Origin of the sequence: Streptomyces sp. NPDC047000 (genome assembly GCF_040644295.1) — a bacterium.
Classification (GTDB): Bacteria; Actinomycetota; Actinomycetes; order Streptomycetales; family Streptomycetaceae; genus Streptomyces.
The window spans coordinates 93,990-112,527 of record NZ_JBEYWE010000005.1 but is presented as its reverse complement, the minus strand read 5'-3'; the positions used below and the strand labels follow the sequence as shown (position 1 = coordinate 112,527).

The 18,538-nt window shown below is 71.7% G+C and carries 14 protein-coding genes; 6 read left to right on the top strand and 8 right to left on the bottom strand.

All coding sequences use genetic code 11. The features are described 5' to 3' along the window. Positions 1 to 100: 100 nt before the first annotated feature. Positions 101 to 1,147: a hypothetical protein gene (locus tag ABZ862_RS11090; RefSeq protein WP_360955713.1), complete on the bottom strand. Its 1,047-nt coding sequence runs from the start codon at positions 1,145 to 1,147 to the stop codon at positions 101 to 103. Between the two features lie 407 nt (positions 1,148 to 1,554). On the opposite strand from ABZ862_RS11090, the gene ABZ862_RS11085 reads away from it, so the two are divergent. Further along, the gene (locus tag ABZ862_RS11085) at positions 1,555 to 1,704 is read left to right on the top strand and encodes a hypothetical protein (protein WP_360955711.1); all 150 of its coding nucleotides are present in this window, start codon (positions 1,555 to 1,557) and stop codon (positions 1,702 to 1,704) included. A 19-nt stretch (positions 1,705 to 1,723) separates the two neighbouring features. Here the strand turns inward: ABZ862_RS11085 and ABZ862_RS11080 are convergent, their stop codons facing one another. The 6 genes from ABZ862_RS11080 to ABZ862_RS11055 all read right to left on the bottom strand — a co-directional run bounded on the left by ABZ862_RS11080 (position 1,724) and on the right by ABZ862_RS11055 (position 9,008). Beyond that, positions 1,724 to 3,199: an MFS transporter gene (locus ABZ862_RS11080; protein ID WP_360955709.1), complete on the bottom strand. Its 1,476-nt coding sequence runs from the start codon at positions 3,197 to 3,199 to the stop codon at positions 1,724 to 1,726. 105 nt (positions 3,200 to 3,304) lie between these two features. Then, positions 3,305 to 4,294, bottom strand: coding sequence for a TIM barrel protein (locus tag ABZ862_RS11075; RefSeq protein ID WP_360955707.1), 990 nt, complete (start codon positions 4,292 to 4,294; stop codon positions 3,305 to 3,307). After that, positions 4,291 to 4,734: a DUF6379 domain-containing protein gene (locus ABZ862_RS11070; protein ID WP_360955705.1), complete on the bottom strand. Its 444-nt coding sequence runs from the start codon at positions 4,732 to 4,734 to the stop codon at positions 4,291 to 4,293. Before ABZ862_RS11070 ends, ABZ862_RS11075 begins: the two co-directional genes overlap by 4 nt. Positions 4,735 to 4,835: 101 nt before the next feature. Next, positions 4,836 to 6,014, bottom strand: coding sequence for an ROK family transcriptional regulator (locus tag ABZ862_RS11065; RefSeq protein WP_360955703.1), 1,179 nt, complete (start codon positions 6,012 to 6,014; stop codon positions 4,836 to 4,838). A gap of 213 nt (positions 6,015 to 6,227) precedes the next feature. Next, positions 6,228 to 7,649, bottom strand: a complete 1,422-nt coding sequence (locus tag ABZ862_RS11060) for an MFS transporter (RefSeq protein WP_360955701.1) — start codon at positions 7,647 to 7,649, stop codon at positions 6,228 to 6,230. A gap of 246 nt (positions 7,650 to 7,895) precedes the next feature. Then, a complete protein-coding gene (locus tag ABZ862_RS11055) occupies positions 7,896 to 9,008 on the bottom strand; it encodes a Gfo/Idh/MocA family oxidoreductase (protein ID WP_360955699.1) in 1,113 nt (370 codons plus the stop codon). A gap of 192 nt (positions 9,009 to 9,200) precedes the next feature. Here ABZ862_RS11055 and ABZ862_RS11050 point away from each other — a divergent pair, with 192 nt between their 5' ends. From ABZ862_RS11050 to ABZ862_RS11035, 4 genes are all read left to right on the top strand, one after another. Continuing rightward, positions 9,201 to 10,445, top strand: coding sequence for an ROK family protein (locus tag ABZ862_RS11050; RefSeq protein ID WP_360955697.1), 1,245 nt, complete (start codon positions 9,201 to 9,203; stop codon positions 10,443 to 10,445). 125 nt (positions 10,446 to 10,570) lie between these two features. Further along, complete coding sequence (locus tag ABZ862_RS11045; protein ID WP_360955695.1) at positions 10,571 to 11,572, top strand: sugar phosphate isomerase/epimerase; 1,002 nt, start codon at positions 10,571 to 10,573, stop codon at positions 11,570 to 11,572. A gap of 11 nt (positions 11,573 to 11,583) precedes the next feature. After that, entirely contained in the window at positions 11,584 to 12,666 is a 1,083-nt protein-coding gene (locus tag ABZ862_RS11040) for an ROK family glucokinase (RefSeq protein ID WP_360955693.1), read from the top strand. A 152-nt stretch (positions 12,667 to 12,818) separates the two neighbouring features. Next, the gene (locus ABZ862_RS11035) at positions 12,819 to 14,516 is read left to right on the top strand and encodes a GMC family oxidoreductase (RefSeq protein ID WP_360955691.1); all 1,698 of its coding nucleotides are present in this window, start codon (positions 12,819 to 12,821) and stop codon (positions 14,514 to 14,516) included. 243 nt (positions 14,517 to 14,759) lie between these two features. Here the strand turns inward: ABZ862_RS11035 and pepN are convergent, their stop codons facing one another. Continuing rightward, positions 14,760 to 17,345, bottom strand: coding sequence for an aminopeptidase N (gene pepN, locus ABZ862_RS11030; RefSeq protein ID WP_360955689.1), 2,586 nt, complete (start codon positions 17,343 to 17,345; stop codon positions 14,760 to 14,762). 287 nt (positions 17,346 to 17,632) lie between these two features. On the opposite strand from pepN, the gene ABZ862_RS11025 reads away from it, so the two are divergent. Continuing rightward, positions 17,633 to 18,298: a DsbA family protein gene (locus ABZ862_RS11025; protein WP_360955687.1), complete on the top strand. Its 666-nt coding sequence runs from the start codon at positions 17,633 to 17,635 to the stop codon at positions 18,296 to 18,298. The last annotated feature ends 240 nt before the right edge of the window (positions 18,299 to 18,538 follow it).

Sequence of the window (18,538 nt, the reverse complement as noted above, 5' to 3'; positions counted from 1 at the left end):
CAGCGGGAGATCCTGCCGGTCCGTCCGCCAACGGGGCCGCCGGAGACCCGGTGGGATGCCCGGCCCCCGCTCCCGGGCATCCCGTGACCCCTCGGGGACGTCACCGGGGCAGCAGTACGACGCGCGCCGCCGGAGGCCGGTCCGGCGCGGCCATCAGCGCCGTGCGCACCACCGCCGCCTGCTGCTCCGGCGCCTCCCGGAGCCGCCTCGGCGTCACCCGTACGACGGTGATGCCGAGGCGCTCCAGACGCTCGCGCTTGCGGGCGTACTCCGGCCACGGCGCGTCGTCCTCCCGGTGCGGCGGGCGGGTGTCCAGCTCCAGGGCCACCGCCTCGTCGGGCCAGTAGGCGTCCAGGGCGCCCAGCGCCGGGCCGCCGGGCAGCCGCAGGTCCACGTTCCACACCGGGGCCGGGAGCCGGTAGGCGCGGACCATCCCGTACAGCCGCTCCTCCGCGAGCGCCCGGCTCTCCGCCTGCAACGCCTCCACCGCGCCCACCACATGCGGGCGGTCCAGCAGCTTCGCCGCGGTCAGCGCCTCGACCACCGCGGCGGGTTCGCAGTGCCCGCCGCGCACCGCCTCGGCGAGCAGCAGGCGTACGGCACCGGCGTCACGGAGCGCGGCCACCGCGTCGGCCAGGGCCCGGGGCACCGGCGCGACGGGCAGACCGGTGATCTGCCGGGGCTCGGGGAGGTCGGCGGTGCGGATCACACGGGCGCAGCCCGCCGACCGGAGCCGCCGCTGTCTGGGCACCAGCACGTCGATCCGGTCCAGCGATTCCGGCGGCGGGACGCAGGCGAAGCCGTGCAGCGCGAGAGCGGCGGCCCCTGTGAGGACGGCGTCCGCGGACACCGGCGGCCGCCGGTCCCTGGCCTCCGGCCCCGGCTGCGACGGCACCTTGCCGCCCGCCGCCCGCCGTGCCGCGTACATCAGGACGGCCCGCAGCCGCTCCTCACCGGTGGGCGACCCGGGGCGCAGCAGAAAGACACCGGGCAGCAACTGCTGCCAGCCCCCGCCGGGCCGGCAGCGCCGGCTCAGCTCGGCGGCGGAGAAGCCCTGCGAGCGGAGCTGCGCCATGGACCGGACACACCGGTCGCCCTCGGTGAGAGGGCGGGGGAAACGGGGGGACAGCGGGGGGTTGTGACTCATGCCCGGCAGACTCCCCGCCCACTCGGTGCAGCTGAACCCTTGTTACCGACCTGTCGGCGAATCATGACAAGTCAGCTCTTGCGCACACCGGTTCGAGTCCCCGCGATCACGCATACCCCCAGGTCCCCCGACCGCGCCGGTTGGTTACGGTCCGGACGGCACGAATTCCGCAACAACCGCGCATCGCGTCGGGCGCCTTCTGCGTGCACGCGGAGTTGACGCCGAGGCGGGTGTGGCGACCGCCACATCCGCCTGAGGCGGTTTCGCTCTACACGAATTTGGTAAACTGGTCAATGTCTGTAGCGCGTAGGGGCGTCCCGCCATGGTGGCGAGGGGCGCCTTTGTCGTGTCGGCAATCCGCCGGCCCGGCTCGGTCAGCGCACGCGCCGGACATCCGGAGGACTCTCATGCACAACGAGCCCATCACCTTCGACCCGGCTGTGAAGGAGATCGCCCACGAGGTCTCCCGTCTCTTCGCACGCGTCCGGGAGGCCCTGCGCGGCGGTTCCGGCACGGCGCCGGTCCCCGCGCCGGTCGACCCGGACGCCGCGATCTGACGCCGGCCGCCTGACACGGTCACCGGGTGCCGGGACGTTCGCCGATCGTCCCGGCACCTTGGCTGTGTCCGGACGAACTCCGCACCGGGCCCTGGCCGGTGGCGCCGCCCGGCCGCACCAGCCACCAGGAGACCACCGCGGCCGCGGCGAAGATCCCCGCCCCGACGGCGAACACGGCACGGTGGCCGGCGACCGCCTCCCCGACCTGCCCGGCGGCGCCCGACCGGGCCGCCACCGCCGTGTAGACGGTGGTCGCCGCCGCCAGCCCGATCGACCCGCCGATCTGGTTGGTGGCGGTGACGGTCGCCGACGCCACACCGGCGTCCTGTGGGGCAACCCGGTGCAGGGCGAGGTTGTTCAGCGGTACGACGGTGAATCCCATACCGGCGCCCATCAGGACCAGCGCGGGCAGGATCTGGATCCAGTAGTCGCCGCCCGAGGTGACCCGGGTGAGGAGCAGCGCTCCGACGGTGCTGATCAGCGGACCGAAGACCATCTGACGGCGCGGCCCGATCCGGTCGATCATGCGGACCGCGAACGGCACCGCGGCCATGAGGGACGCGGTGAACGGCAGGGTGGCGAGCCCGGCCCGCACGGGCTGCAGCCGCAGGACGACCTGGAGGTGGAACGCGAGATAGACCATCGTCCCCATGCCCACGGCACCGATCAGGCTCTGCACCAGGAAGGCGGCGGCCCGGGTGCGGTCGGCCAGGACGCGGGGCGGTAGGAGCGGGTGGGCCGACCGGTGCTCGATCAGGACGAACCCGGCCAGGAGCGCGAGGCCGGCCAGGACGCACCCCACGGTGGCCGCGGAGGTCCACGACCGGTCGGCGAGCGTCAGCCCGTACACCAGCAGGCCCAGGCCGAAGGTGGCGGTGGCGGCGCCGGCGGCGTCGTAGCGCCGGTCGCCCTCGGCGTGGCTCTCGGTGAGGAGGATCTGGCCCAGGACGAGGCCGATGACGACGAGCGGGATGTTGATCAGCAGACACCAGCGCCAGGACAGGAACTCGGTGAGCATCCCGCCCAGCAGCAGGCCGACGGCGGAGCCGGCGCCGCCGACCGAGCCGAAGACCGCGAAGGCGCGGTTGCGTTCCTTGCCGTCGGGGAAGCCGAGGGTGACGAACGCCAGGGCGGACGGCGCCATGAGCGCGGCCGACATCCCCTGCAGGCCCCGGGCGGCGAGGAGTTCGCCGCCGCTGTGGGTGAGGCCGCCCCAGGCGGAGGCCGCGCCGAAGACCACGAGACCGAGCAGATAGGTGCGCTTGCGTCCCCAGTAGTCGGCCACCCGGCCGCCGAGCAGCAGGAACGCGCCGAAGGCGAGTGCGTAGGCGGTGACCACCCACTGACGGCCGGCGTCGTCCAGCGACAGGTCGGCCTGGGCCCGGGGAAGGGCGATGTTGACGATCGTGCTGTCGAGGACGATGAGCAGCTGGGTCAGGGAGACGGCGGCGAGTGTCCACCACCGGTGGGACGCGGGGTCGGGGCGTCGTGGCATGCGGGGGCTCCGAGGGGATGGATGAGGGGGCGTCACGAAGGGCCGCCGCCGGCGGCGTACGGCCCTTCGTGACATGCGCGCGGCGTTTCCGCCGGGTCGGTCGTCTCAGCCGGCGAGCTGCTTGAGGATCTTCTGCTCCAGGCGCAGATGACGCTCCAACTGCTCGTGGGCGTCGTCGAGATGGAAGGCATGCCCCTCGTACTCCGAGAGCAGGACGCCCTCGAAGCCCGACTCCACGATGGCGGCCAGCAGCCTGTCCACGGGGATCTGCGGATCCTGCAGGTCCTCGGTGACGTGGTAGAACTTCGAGTGGAAGTACTGCGTGCGGTGCAGCAGGGTCTTGAAGCCCTCGACGTCCGCCGGGCCGAAGGACAGGAACCCGAAGAACTCGCTGATCGCGATCTTCTCCGCCTCCCCGCCGCCCATTTCGGCGATCTTCGCCTGCATGCCCGGCTCGTCGAGGCCGCCGTGCCGGTGCTCGATGACGTAGTCCAGCAGCTCCGGCTTGGCGCCGTTGGCCAGATGGCGGTCGAGAGCGGGCTGGGCGGGGCGCTCGATGAAGCACCCGAAGTCCGGGACCAGGCCCAGGTACGGGCTGTCGATCTCGTCCATCGTCGCCAGCAGCTTCTGGATGTTCGCGTCGCTCGGCTTGGACGGGGCGTGGACCTCGATGCCGATGCGGATGCCGTAGCGCTCCGCCATCGCGGCGGACTGATGCAGCAGGTGCACCGGGATGGCACCCGCCCGCAGGTACCGCACGCCCAGGTCGCGCGCGGTCATCAGGTCCGCGGTGACGTCCAGCATGATCTCGGCGTCGGTGGCGTCGTGCCCGGTGATCCTGCCGAGGTCGATGTAGCCGCCGTAGCTGAACGGGGTGACCCCGTGCCGCTCGGCCGCCCGCACGACGGCGTCGATCTCGCTCGCCTTCGGACGGGGGTACTGGTCGAAGACCATCGAGCCGATCAGCTCGAACTTCTTCACCCCCAGCTCGTCGAGCTCGGCGAACATGTCGTCGACGCCGTACTCGCGGAGGTCCACCAGACGCTGCTCGAAGCCGTACAGCGAGACGGCCTGCTCGATGGTCCCGATCTTCACTTGCTCTCCTCCTTCTGCAGCACGAGCGTGCGGGTGGCGGAACCGTCGATCATCCCGTAGGTGCCCGGGCCGAACTTCATGGACACGTTGCGCAGTTCGAGGCGCAGGGCGACCTCGTGCTCGCCGTCGCCGAGGCCGCCGTTGAACACCTTGAGACGCAGGTCGCGCTTGATGCCCCAGAACTCGGTCCAGGCCAGGGCCAGATGCTCGGGCTGGAAGAGCTTCTCGTTGAACTCGAAGAGCATGCGCTCCGGGGACACCGGCTCACCGTCGACGGTGAGTTCGAGCTTCTCGATCGCGGACAGCGGCAGTCCGCGGTAGTAGTTGAGGCCGATGTCGAGGGTGTAACCGACGGTCTCCTCACCCAGCTTGAGCTCGCGCAGGGCATCGGGCCGCAGCACCTTGTCCTCGTGCACGAGCTTCATGAACAGTGTCGGCACTGTCTGTCTCCTTCATGTGAGGGTTCCGCCCGTCCTCCCGTACGGGGGAGACGGTGTGAGGGATGGAGGGCCGCCGGGGCCCCGGGCGCGGTGCGCCCGGGTCAGCTCGCGGCCCTTCGCGGTTCCAGGGCCAGGTCGAGATGGCCGGGTGACAGCGCACCGTCGACGGCCAGGCGCGCCGCGCCGAGGACGCCGCCGAGCGCACCGGACCTGGCGACGGCGACCCGCAGATTGCGGCTGGCCAGCGGCAGCGCGCGGGAGTAGACGGATTCGCGCACCCCGGCCAGCAGCGGTTCGCCGACGGCCACGATCTCGCCGCCGAGGACGACGACGGCCGGGTTGAACAGGGCGGTGCAGGTGGCCAGTACGTCGCCGAGCGCCCGGCCGGCCTCACGCAGCGCCTGGACGGCGTCCAGGTTCCCGTCCCGGACGAGGGCGATGACGTCACGCGGTGAGGCGGCCGGGATGCCCCGGTCCGTCAGGTCCGCGGCGATCGACTGACCACCGGCCAGGGTCTCCAGGCAGCCCAGGTTGCCGCACCGGCACGGGCGGCCCGCGGCGGCCTGCGCATAGGTGTGGCCGAGGTCCCCGGCCGCGCCGTCGGCGCCGTGCAGGAGCTGCCCTCCGCTGACGATGCCGGCGCCGATGCCGGTGGCGACCTTGACGAAGAGCAGGTCGTCGATGTGCGGATAGGTCGCGGCCCGCTCGCCGAGGGCGAGCACATTGGCGTCGTTGTCCACGAAGACGGGGCAGCCGAAGCGGGCGGAGAGCCGGCGGCGGGTGTCGTACCCGTCCCAGCCCGGCATGATCGGCGGGCTGGTCGGCAGACCGGTGCGGTGGTCGACCGGGCCGGGCAGGCCGATCCCGGCGCTCCGGACCCGGTGGGGTGGGAGGCCGAGCCGCTTGCACAGCTCGCCCAGGCGCCGCTCCACCAGGTCCATCACGACGGCCGGGCCGTCGGCGATGCGGACCTGGTCGGTGGCGTGCGCGAGCACCGTTCCGTCGAAGTCGGTGACGGCGTAGGTGGCGTGGTGGGCGCCGAGGTCGACCGCCAGGGCGATGTTCCCCGTGCCGTCGAACTCGAAGGCGGCCGAGGGACGGCCGCGGGTGCCGGCGGCTTCCCGGGTCTCCCGGACGAGCCCGGCACCGGTGAGGACGGTCAGGCGCTGGGTGACGGTGGAACGGGCCTGGCCGGTGAGGTCGGCGAGCTCGCTGCGTGTCCGTGACCGGCCGTCGCGCAAGATGCTCAGGACATGCCCGGCGCTTCCTGTCGTGTGCACGAGGTTCCCTGCTTCCTGTTCCACCGGTCCTGCGCTCTCACCTGGCGGATGGTGAGCGGTGCGGTGAGCGGTGTCCGGCGGACGGTGTCCGGCGGACGGCGTGCGATGTGCGGTGCCTGTGTGCGGTGCCCCATGTGCGGTGCCCGGCGGACGGGCCGGGGCGGCACCGGCCCGGTGCGGCGTGCGGGTGCGCGCCGCACCGGACCGGCCTGCTCACGCCTCGGCTTCGCGGGCCTCCTCCTTGGCCTTGAGCCGGGCCCGGATCTCCTCGTACTTCTTCTCGGAGATCGGGTAGAGGGCGATGGGGATGATCGCCAGGAGGCTCAGGATTCCCGGGACGACGTTGGCGGTGAAGTTGATGCCGGTCGCCGCGGTCGCCGTCTGGTCGTGGTTGGCGACGTACCCGAAGGCGCCCAGCAGGGTCGCGCCGAGCGAGGCACCGACGGCCGAGGCGATCTTGGTGCCCATGCTCGTGGCGGCGTAGGCGGTTCCGTCGCTGCGGATCCCGGTGCGGTCCTCGGCGTAGTCGATGGAGTCGGGGACCATCGACATGATCACCGGGACCGCGAAGCTGCCCAGCCCGTACAGGGCCGTCAGCAGCACGACCAGGAAGACGTCGGACGGGTCGACGAAGTACAGCAGGATCGTCGGGATCGCGGTGAGGACCAGGGAGAGGATGACGGTCTTCTTCTTGCCCAGGTGCTTGGCCAGGCGGGCGAAGCAGGCGATCCCGATGGCACCCATGATCGACGGCAGGGCCATGAGCCAGGCGATCAGGTCGAAGCGGTGCATCAGGTAGATGTAGTAGTAGATGACGACGGCGAGCCGGCCGAACAGGTTGGTGAGGCTGAGGAACAGTGCGACGGTGACCAGCATCAGCGGCTTGTTGCCGAGGACGACCTTGAGGGTCTCCTTGAGCGGCACCCTGGTCTCGGAGATCTCGGGCTGGATGGCCTCCTTGCACCGGGCGAAGACCAGCCAGAACATCGGCACGGCCACCACGGCCATGACCGCGGCCGTGACGGTGAAGCCGAGCACGTTCGTGGTCTTGCCGTCGCCGACGCCGCTGAAGCGCAGGACGAGGGGCATCGTGGCCACACTGAGCACGACGGCGCCGAGGTTGGTGCCGATCATGCGGTACGAGGTCAGCGCGACCCGCTCGCCGGTGTCACGGGTCATGACCGCCGACAGGGCGCCGTAGGGCAGGTTGACGGCCGAGTACATGAAGCCCATCAGCAGATAGGTGACGCCTGCCCAGATCATCTTGACGGTGTGGCCGCCGGGGACGGTCATGAACGTCAGCACGACGCTGACGGCCAGGATCGGGGATGCGTACAGCAGCCACGGCCGGAAGCGGCCGTACCGGGTCTGGTGGCGCTCGGCGTAGGCGCCGAGGATCGGGTCGAAGAGCGCGTCGGCCACGCGCGCGACGAGCATCAGGATGCCGACGGCTCCGGCCGCGAGGCCGACGTTGTCGGTGTAGAAGAGAACCAGGTAACTGGAGCCCAGGCTCCACATCAGCTGGCTGGCGAAGTCGCCCAGACCGTAGGAGATCTTGGTGCCGAAGGACAGTCTGTCCTCGGACGGTGCGGCACGCGGAGGCTGGGGGACCTGCGCGGTCTGCTGTTGGGCCATGTCGAGAGTTCCCTGATCTGTGAACACAACACTGTGCTGCCGGCTAGGGAGCCGGCCGGATCGGAGCGGTGCCCGGATCCGTCGGGGGCGCCACCCCGGCCGCCGTAGAGCGGACGGAACGGGCGGGGTGGCGCCGCTGCTGAGCGGCCTCTCAGGGCGGCTCGTTCAGGGTCTACGCATGCCAACCGCGGGCTTCGGGTCCGTCCGGCGGATCAGCGGCTCCTGCGGGATCCGCCGGGCAGGTCCCTAGGCGGGCTGGTTGAAGTAGACGGTTCTGCCGGTCTTCGCGGAGGTGTAGATGGCGTCGAGGATCTCCGAGACGACGCACGCCTGTTCCGCCGTGACCAGCGGCTCGGTGTCGTTCGTGATCGCGTCCAGCCACAGGCCGGCCTCCAGGCCGCCCATGGAGGAGAAGCCCTCCATGGTCTTCTCGCCGGAGCCGAAGTACGCGGCGCCTTCCTCCGGACGGGTGTTGACGAGCTGTCCGCCCTGCACGGAGTTGAGCGTCACGAGCTGGTCGGAGCCGCGCTGCACCACGTCGATGCCGCCCTCGGTGCCGAACAGCTCGACGCAGGACTCGCGGGACTCCGGGACGTTGAGCGCCCAGGAGGCCCGCACCTGCAGCGAGGCGCCGTCGGTGAAGCGGACGAAGCCGAACGCGGAGTCCTCGACGGTGAACGTCTCGGGGTCCCAGGGCCCGGCGGTGTTGCCGTCCGGCCTGTCGCCGAGCTTGTGGTTGACGACGCCGGTCACGGACTCGACCTCGTAGTTGTCCATGTACCACAGGGCCAGGTCGATCGCGTGGCCGCCGAGGTCGATGAGCGGGCCGCCGCCCTGCTTCTCCTTGTCGGTGAACACGCCCCAGATCGGCACGCCCCGGCGGCGCACGGCGTGCGCCGCCCCGCCGTAGATCTCACCCAGGCGCCCCTGGTCGACCAGCTTGCGGATGTACTGCGACTCCCGGCGGAGCCGGTACTGGTAGCCGACGGACAGCTTCTTGCCGGCCTTCTCCGCCGCGGCCACCATGCGGCGGGCCTCCTCGCCGGTGATGGCCATGGGCTTCTCGCACAGGACGTGCTTGCCGGCCTCGAGCGCGGCCACCGTGATCTCGCAGTGGCTGACGTTCCAGGTGCAGACGTGGACCACGTCGATCGACTCGTCCGCCAGCAGCTCGTGGTAGTCGGTGGTGACGTAGGAGTCGGCGGAGCCGTGGGTGGCCTGCGCGGTCTTCGCGCGCTCGGCGTCCAGGTCGCAGAAGGCGACGATCTCGGCCTTGTCGGGGTGCTGGGCGAGACCGGCCAGGTGCTTCTGCGTACCGATGAAGCCCAGGCCGACTATGCCGATGCGGAGTTTGGTCATGGAAGTTCCCTCAGAGCGACTCGAGCGACGACGGGAAACGGCGGCTCAGAACGACGGGGTTATGTGCGCCGCGGTCGTAATGCTCGGACCATAAGCACGAAACATGCGCAAGTCAAGGGTCCTAGGATGGTCACAGACTCAACTCGAGGAGGCAGAACGCCGGTGTACCCCGTCTCACCGCAGGATCCATGGGTGCAAGTGGCCGAGGTCGTCCGCCTGATCCGGCGGGGGGAGGCGCAGACCCGGCCCGAACTCGCGGACGCCACCCGTCTGGGGCGCAACATCATCACCCAGCGCATCCAGACCGCCCAGGAACTCGGGCTGGTCCAGCCCTCCGGCCGGCAGCGCTCCCGCGGGGGCCGCGCGGCCGACGTGTGGGAGTTCGTCGGCAGCCGGGGGTGCATCCTGGCCGCCGTCGTCGGACCGGCCGAGCTGCGGGTGGCCCTCACCGACCTGGGCTACCGGATCATCGAGGACCGCCGTCTGCCGTGGGACCTGTCGGCCGACCCGGTGGACACCTGCGAGAAGATCGCCGGGGAGATGGACGACCTGCTCCGGCAGCACCACCCGGAGGGCCCCGCCTGGGGGGTCGGCATCGGCATGCCCACCCCCGTCGACCACACCACCGGCCGCAGCGCCGAACCCGTCGCCTCCGGGCCCAGCGGGATCGACTGGGCGACGCGGCTGGACGTGCGCAACTGGTTCACCCGCCGGATGCAGGCCCCGGTGTGGGTCGACTCGGTCTCCAACCTCGCCGTGCTCGGCGCGGGCGCGGAGCCGGGGGCGCCCGAGGACCTGGTCTTCGTGCGGATGGACCGCAGCGTCGGCAGCGCGATCATCTCGGACGGCAGGCTGCACCGGGGTGCGGACTGGATCGCCGGCGAGATCGCCCATGTCACCGTGCGCGCCGACTCCGACCGGATCTGCCTGTGCGGACGGGTGGGCTGCCTGGACGCCTTCGCCTCCCGGTGGGCGATCGAGACCGAGGCCCATCGGTTGCTGGCCCAGGGCCGCGGCGGCCACCTCGCCGACGCCCGGCCGCCGATCACCCTGGAGACCGTCGTCGACGGGGCCGAGGTGGGCGACCCGGCCTGCGTCGAGGTCGTACTGCGTGCCGCCGACGCGCTGGGACGGGCGCTGGCCGGCGTCGTGACCTGGTTCAACCCGCGGCGCGTCGTCATCGGCGGCAACGAGCTCGCCGGCAGCTCCCTCTTCCAGGGCGCGGTCGGCCGCACCCTGAACGCCCACACCCTCGCCGCCTCGGTGCGCAACCTCGAACTGCGGCACGGGCTCGCGGCGCGCACGGAGGAGATCACCGGCGCCGCGGCCCTGGTCACCGAGGCGCTCCTCGCCCCCGAGTACCTGGCCGAGTGGGGTCCCGCCGGCTTCCCGATCGACGTCGAGAAGCTCCTGGCCAAACACGCATTCCTTGCGTGATCGACGGACTTGCGCATAATCTGTGCACAAGAACGCAGGGTTAAGGCACCCTTGCGTCGGCAGGGTGGCCAAGTCGGGGACGGTCGTGCTGCCGGGTCGCACAGTGACGAGTCTGGAGAGCCGCGATGTCCCGTTTGGTCACCCTGTTCACCGGCCAGTGGGCCGACATGCCGTTCGAGGAGGTCTGCCGGCACGCCGCCGAATGGGGCTTCGACGGCCTCGAGATCGCCTGCTCCGGCGACCACCTCGACGTATGGGCGGCGGCCGAGGACGACGCCTACCTGGAGGCGAAGCGGGCCACCCTGGCCAAGTACGGACTGCGGGTCTACGCGATCAGCAACCACCTCACCGGGCAGTGCGTCTGCGACGACCCGATCGACGAGCGGCACCGCGGCATCGTCTCCGCCCGCATCTGGGGCGACGGCGACCCCGAGGGCGTACGGCGGCGCGCCGCCGAGGAGCTGAAGGTCACCGCCGTCGCCGCCCGCCGCCTCGGGGCGCAGGTGGTCACCGGGTTCACCGGCTCGAAGATCTGGAAGTACGTGGCGATGTTCCCGCCGGCGAGCGCGGAGATGATCGCCGACGGGTACGCCGACTTCGCCGCCCGCTTCCACCCGGTCATGGACGTCTTCGAGGAGAACGGCGTCAAGTTCGCCCTCGAGGTCCACCCCTCCGAGATCGCCTACGACTACTGGACCACCCGCGCCACGTTGGAGGCGATCGGCCACCGGGAGGCCTTCGGCCTCAACTTCGACCCCAGCCACATGAACTGGCAGCAACTGGACGCGCCGGGCTTCCTGGTCGACTTCGCCGACCGGATCTACCACGTGCACTGCAAGGACTCCAAGCGCCGCTTCAACGGCCGCAACGCCCCGCTCGGCTCACACCTGCCCTGGGGCGACCCGCGCCGCGGCTGGGACTTCGTCAGCGCAGGACGCGGTGACGTGGACTGGGAGGCGATCTTCCGCACCATCGGTGCGATCGGCTACGACGGCCCCGTCTCCGTGGAGTGGGAGGACGCCGGCATGGACCGGCTCACCGGCGCCCCGCAGGCACTGCGGTTCGTGCGCGAGAACCTGTTCACACCCCCGACGGCCGCGTTCGACGCCGCCTTCTCCCGGCACTGAGGAGCACCGGAATGCACGAGAACACCGACGCTCCGACGGCCGGGGCCGCTGCTCCGACGGCCGGAGCCGACGCCCTGACGGTCGGGGTGGACATCGGCGGCACCAAGATCGCCGCAGGTGTCGTGGACGCCGCCGGACGGATCCTCGCCCACGCCTACCGCACCACCGACCCGCGGGAGCCGGAGCAGATCGAGTCCGCCGTCGCCGACGCCGTCGCCGAACTGCGCGCCCAGTACCCCCAGGTCGGCGCGGTCGGCGCCGCCGCCGCGGGATTCGTCGGCCCCGACCGCACCACCGTGCTCTTCGCCCCGAACATCGCCTGGCGCAACCACCCGCTCGGTAACCGGCTCGCCGAGCGGACCGGACTGCCGGTGGTGATCGAGAACGACGCCAACGCCGCCGCCTGGGCCGAGTACCGGTTCGGCCACGGCCGGGGCACCCGGGACATGGTGATGCTCACCCTCGGCACCGGCCTCGGCGGCGCCGTGATCGCCGACGGCCGCCTGATCCGCGGATCCTTCGGCGCCGCGGCCGAGCTGGGCCATATGAAGATCGTGCCGGACGGTCACTTCTGCGGCTGCGGTCAGGAAGGCTGCTGGGAGGCGTACTCCTCCGGCACCGCGCTGGCCAAGCTCGCCCGCTCCGTGGCGACGACCGACCCGGACGGTGCCCGCGCCATGCTCAAGGTCGCCGACGGCGAGCCCCTCTCCGGCGCGCACGTCACCGCCGCCGCCCGGCAGGGCGACCCGGTCGCGACCCGCCTGCTGTGGCGATTCGGCCACTATCTGGGCGTGGGTGTCGCCACGCTCGCCGCGGTCGTCGACCCGCAGGTCGTCGTGGTGGGCGGCGGTATCGCGGCGGCTGCCGGCGATCTCGTCCTGCCCGCGGCGCGCGAGGGATTCCTGGGCAAGCTGTCCGGCCGCGGCTTCCGCGGCGAACTGCGCATCGTCACCGCCGAACTGGCCAACGACGCCGGGATCATCGGCGCCGCCGACTCGGCCCGCACCCCCGCGCCCGGCGCGGCGGACGCGCCCGGCACACCTGACGCAGCCGACGCGGTCGGCTCGCCGGTGGCCGCCGCCGTACCGGCCTGACCGGTCGAAGGGCGCACTGCGAGGGCCGCCGTGGGCGCGGTGGCTATTCGGCGGTGTCCGCCCGCCAGGGCATCCGAGGTGACGTCGCGGGCCGTCCGTCCGCACCGCCCGCGACCCCACCCCCCCCCACTGATCCAACGGAGAAACACGTCATGGTCAACACCGATCGCAGGTTCGACGCCGTCGTCATCGGATCAGGCCCCGCGGGCAGCACCGCCGTCAAGGAGCTCACCGAACGCGGGCTCGACGTACTGCTGCTCGAGGCCGGCCGGGAACTGCGCGAGGAGGACTTCGTCCCTCCCCGGGGCAAGAAGCCGGCCGCCATGGGGATGGACCTGGTCGCGCGCGCCAGGGCCATGGCGGCGGGACAGTACCGCCAGGCGTGCCGGCCGTACTTCAGCGAGTCCTCCAACCGGTTCCTGGTCAACGACTTCGAGGACCCCTACTCCACCCCCCTCGCCCACCCCTACCTGTGGGTCCGCAGCAAGCTGCTGGGCGGCCGGATGCACAGCTACGGCAGGGTTCTGCAGCGCATGTCCGACGCCGACTTCAAGGCCGCCTCGCGGGACGGCCACGGCGACGACTGGCCCCTCGCCTACACCGATCTGGAGCCCTGGTACGACCGGGTCGAGGAATCCCTCGGCGTCTTCGGTGACCCCGACGGCCTCCCGCACCCCCCGGACGGCAAGTACATCGGTCCCGGCTTCCTCACCCGCGTGGAGCGCGACTTCAAGGAGAAGGTCGAGGCCCGCTGGCCCGAGCGGAAGGTCATCTCCTGGCGGATCCAGGCCCCCTTCCCCGACCGTGTCCCGCCAGGCATCGCCGACGCCCTCGAGACCGGCCGGCTGACCGTCCGCGCCGAGGCCGAGGTCACCCGGATCACCACCGACGACCGGACCGGCCTTGCCACCGGCGCCGTCTTCGTCGACCGGGGCACCAAGCGCGAGCACCGCGTCTTCGCCGACGCCGTCGTGGTCTGCGCGTCGGCCATCGAGTCCATCCGGCTGCTGCTGAACTCCGGCTCCACCCGCCATCCCGACGGGCTCGGCAACTCCTCGGGCCTGCTGGGCCGGTACTTCATGGACCAGACCATCAGCGTCGGCTTCTTCGACTCGCCCCGCCACACCGGGACCTGGGACAGCGCGGACAACCTGCCCGCCGACCCCTTCTACGGCACCCCCGGCGGCATCCTCGTCCCCCGCTACGAGAACCTCGGCGCCGAGCACGACCCCGGTTTCCTGCGCGGCGTCTCCTTCCAGGGGCTGGGCGGCCGGTTCCCCGTGCCGGACGGCCACCCGGCGCCGTTCGGGCTCGGCGGTTCGGGCGAGATGCTCGCCCGCTACGACAACAGCGTCACACTCAACCGGCGGCGCAAGGACCGCTGGGGCATGCCGATCCCGCACATCGACCTCACCATGGGCGACAACGACAGGATCCTGCTCAAGCGCACCATGACCGCGCTGAAGGAGATGGCCGACGAGTGCGGCTACCGCGTCAACTTCATCGGATCGGCCGCCGGGCTGGAGTCCGAGCGCGTCTGGCCCGACTTCAACCCGCTGCAGCGTCTCATCTTCAAGCAGGGCATCAAGATGTCCATCGTCCTCGGTGCCGCCATCCACGAGTGCGGCGGAGCGCGGATGGGCGCGGACCCGAAGACGTCCGTGATGAACGGCGTCAACCAACTGTGGGACGCTCCCAACGTGTTCGTCCCCGACGCCTCGTCGTTCGTCAGCGGCAGCACGGTCGGCCCCGCCCTCACCATCATGGCCCTGGCCGCCCGCACCAGCGCCTACATAGCCGACCACCACACCGACGGCACCCTGACCAGCAACCCGACCCAGCCGACCTGACGAAGAGGAACCCCGGAGCATCACCGCGCGGGCGCGCCCCGTCCGGCAGCCCCCCGCCCGGGGGCGAGGGGCTGTGCCGTGTCGGGGTGCTTCCGGCCTGCAGTCGGCGGACGGCGGTCGCCCCGTGAGGGGCGCGGGGAACTGCGCGAACAGCCCCCACCGGCCGCCAGCCGACGAACGACGCATCCGCCGCCGCAGCCGAGGGCACCGTCACGGCACCGTCACCGCACCGGCCTGCGGGCCTCACCCACCGCTGCCGGAGTCACACCCCTGCCCCCGCACAGCGCGAGCGAGATCGTCCCGCGCCTCCAGCACCAGCCGCCGCAGCGCAGGCGCCGCCGAGGCGTGCGCGGCCAGCCAGTCGTCCGCAGCGGCCAGCGTCTCCGCGGAGTCCCGCAGCGCCGGGAACAGCCCCCGCACCACGTCCATCCCGATCTGGATCGACCGCGTCTCCCACACCCGCTCGATCGCGGCGAAGTACCGTGACACGTACGGCGCCAGCAACTCCCGCTGCGACGGCTGGGCGAAGCCCGCGATCGTCGCCTCCACCAGCGCGTTGGACAGCGCCTCCGACTCCACGACCTGCGCCCACGCCTGCGCCTTCACCGCCTCCGACGGCCGCGCCGCGAGACACCGCACCTGGTGCCGCTTGCCGGACGCCGTGTCGTCCCGGGCGAGTTCGGCGGCCAGTACGGCCTCGTCGGCCACCCCGTACGCCGCGAGCGGCTCCAGGAACGACCACCGCAGCTCCTGGTCGACCACCAGCCCCTCGACGGTCTCCGTGCCGTCCAGCAGCCCCCGCAGCAGCCCGAGTTCCTCCGCCCCCGCCGCCACGGACGCCAAGAACCGGGCCCACGCCAGCTGCTGCTCGCCGCCCGGCGCGGCGGCCCGCAGTTCCTTCAGCGCCCCCTCCGCCAGCAGCCGCTCCCCGGTCGGACGCCACTCCGGCGCCACATAGTTCACCAGTGCGGACTCCGCCCACGCGTGCAGCATCTGGAGCACGCCGATGTCGGACTCCCGCCCGGCGAAGCGCAGGACGAGCCCCACGAACTCCCGGGCCGGCAGCAGCGCGTCCCGCGTCAGGTTCCACAGCGCCGACCAGCACAGCGCCCGCGCCAGCGGATCGGTCATGTCCCCGAGCCGCTCCCGCAGCGTCGCGAGCGACGTCTCGTCGAAGCGGATCTTGCAGTACGTGAGGTCGTCGTCGTTGACCAGCACCAGCTCCGGCGCCTCGGCACCCGCCAGCTCCGCCACGACCGTACGCGCCCCGGACACATCGGCCTCGGCCCGCGCGTACCGCTCCAGCGCCCCGTCCGCCGTACTCCGGTACAGCCCCAACGCCACCCGGTGCGGACGCAGTTCGGGGTGGGACTCGGCGGCCTCCTGCACCACCGCCAGCTCGCTCACCCGCCCGTCCGCGTCCAGCAGCACCTGCGGGGTGAGGGAGTTGACCCCGGCGGTCTGCAGCCAGGCCCGCGCCCAGGCGCCCATGTCCCGCCCGCTGGTCTCCTCCAGCACCGACAGCAGGTCACCGAGGCGGGTGTTGCCGTAGGCGTTGCGCTTGAAGTAGCGGCGGGCGCCCTCCAGGAACGCGTCCTGCCCGACGTACGCCACCAGCTGCTTGAGCACGCTCGCGCCCTTGGCGTAGGTGATGCCGTCGAAGTTGAGCTTGGCGTCCTGGAGATCGCGGATGTCGGCGGTGACGGGGTGGGTGGACGGCAGCTGGTCCGCCCGGTAGGCCCACGCCTTGCGGCGGTTGGCGAAGGTGATCCAGCCGTCGGTGAACCGCGTCGCGCCGACCAGGGCGAACGCGCCCATGAAGTCCGCGAAGGACTCCTTCAGCCACAGGTCGTCCCACCATTCCATGGTGACGAGGTCGCCGAACCACATGTGCGCCATCTCGTGCAGCACGACGTTGGCGCGGGCCTCGTACGACGCCTGCGTCACCTTCCCGCGGAAGATGTACTCCTCGCGGAACGTGACGAGTCCCGGGTTCTCCATCGCGCCGAGGTTGTACTCCGGCACGAACGCCTGGTCGTACTTCCCGAACGGGTACGGGTAGTCGAAGTGCTCGTGGAAGAAGTCCAGCCCCTGCCGGGTGACGAGGAAGACGTCGTCGGCGTCGAAGTAGGGCGCGAGCCCCTTGCGGCACAGCGCGCCGAGCGGGATCTCCAGCCGGGTGCCGTCCGTGAGGGTCCGCTCGTAGGAGTCGGTGACGTAGTGGTACGGCCCCGCCACCACGCAGGTGATGTACGTCGAGATCGGCTTCGTCTCCGCGAACCGCCACACCCCGTCCGAGCCGTCCCGCTCCCCGGCGCCGTTGCTCCACACCGTCCAGCCCTCCGGCGCCCGCACCTCGAAGCGGAACGGCGCCTTGAGGTCGGGCTGTTCGAAGTTGGCGAACACCCTCCGGGAGTCGGCCGGTTCGTACTGCGTGTAGAGGTAGGTCTCGCCGTCCTCGGGGTCCACGAAGCGGTGCAGGCCCTCACCGGTACGGGAGTAGGCGCACTGCGCGTCGACGATCAGCTCGTTGTCGGCGGCCAGGTCCTCCAGGACGATCCGCGCGCCGTCGAAGACCTCGCCGGGGTCGAGATCCTTGCCGTTGAGGGAGACGGCGGTCACGGCCGGCGCGATCAGGTCCGCGAAGCTGGACGCGCCCGGCTCGGCGCACCGGAACCGGAGCGTGGTGACCGACCGGAACGTCCGCGGCCCCTCCCCGCCGCTGTCGCCCACCGCCGACCGCAGGTCGAGGGACACCTCGTACCCGTCGACGGACAGCAGGGCGGCCCGCTCCCGGGCCTCGTCACGGGACAGATTCTCACCGGGCACGGACGGCACTCCCTCGGAAGGATCGGATCGGAGCAGGGTGAATCGGGGTGGATCAGGGTGGATCGGGGTGGATCCGGGCGCATCGCGACGGGCCGCGGCGGGGCGCGGCCCGGGTGTGACGGAACCCGCGGTGAACAGCACCGATCCTGCCACGAGCCCCTCACCGAGGGCATCCGGGAATGACACACAGGAGGCCCGATGTTGCCCATGGCAACGATTCCGCGTCCGCACCCGCGTGCGCACCGCGTCCGCGACCCGCGGCCGTATTTCCCTCACCGAGGAGACCCATGTCCGACACCGCGACCGCTTCCACCGCCCTGACCCCCGTGGACTTCTGGTTCGATCCGCTGTGCCCCTGGGCCTGGATGACCTCCCGCTGGGTCCTCGAGGTGGAGAAGGTGCGCGACATCGAGGTCCGCTGGCACATCATGAGCCTGGCCGTCCTCAACGAGGACAAGCTCGACGACCTGTCCCCCGAGTACCGGGAACTGCTGGCCACCAAGGCGTGGCAGCCGGCGCGCGTGGTGACGGCGGCCTGGCAGAAGCACGGCGCCGACGTGCTCGGCCCGCTCTACACGGCACTCGGCACCCGCATCCACAACCGGGGCGAGGGCCCGACCCTCGAGGCCCTCGCCGGAGCCCTCGCCGACGTGGGCCTGCCCGCGGACCTGATCGACTACGCCGAGCAGGAGGACTTCGAGTTCGACGCGGAGCTGCGCGCCTCCCACAAGGAGGGCATAGAGAAGGTCGGGCAGGAGGTCGGCACCCCGGTCATCGCGCTGCCCGGTGCGGACGGCGAGCAGATCGCGTTCTTCGGCCCGGTCGTCACCCCCACCCCGCAGGGCGAGCAGGCGGCCCGCCTCTGGGACGGCACGATCGCGGTCGCCTCCGTTCCCGGCTTCTACGAGATCAAGCGCACCCGCACGGCGGGCCCGGACTTCAGCAACCTGTAGACCGCCGCACGCTTCCGCGGACCCGGCGGGCCACCCGCCGGTACCGGCCAGGTACCGGCGGGTGCCCGATGGGCGGTCGATTGGTGGATCCCCACAGACGGGCCCGCACCCGGCCGCGTACCGAGGACCACGTCACCGCAGTGACAGGTATCACGTCGTGCCGGGTGTAGCGGCCATCCTTTGTGCGGAGCCCACCAAGCCCGCCTCCCACCCTTTGTCGAGCGCTGACGGTGTCCGGCG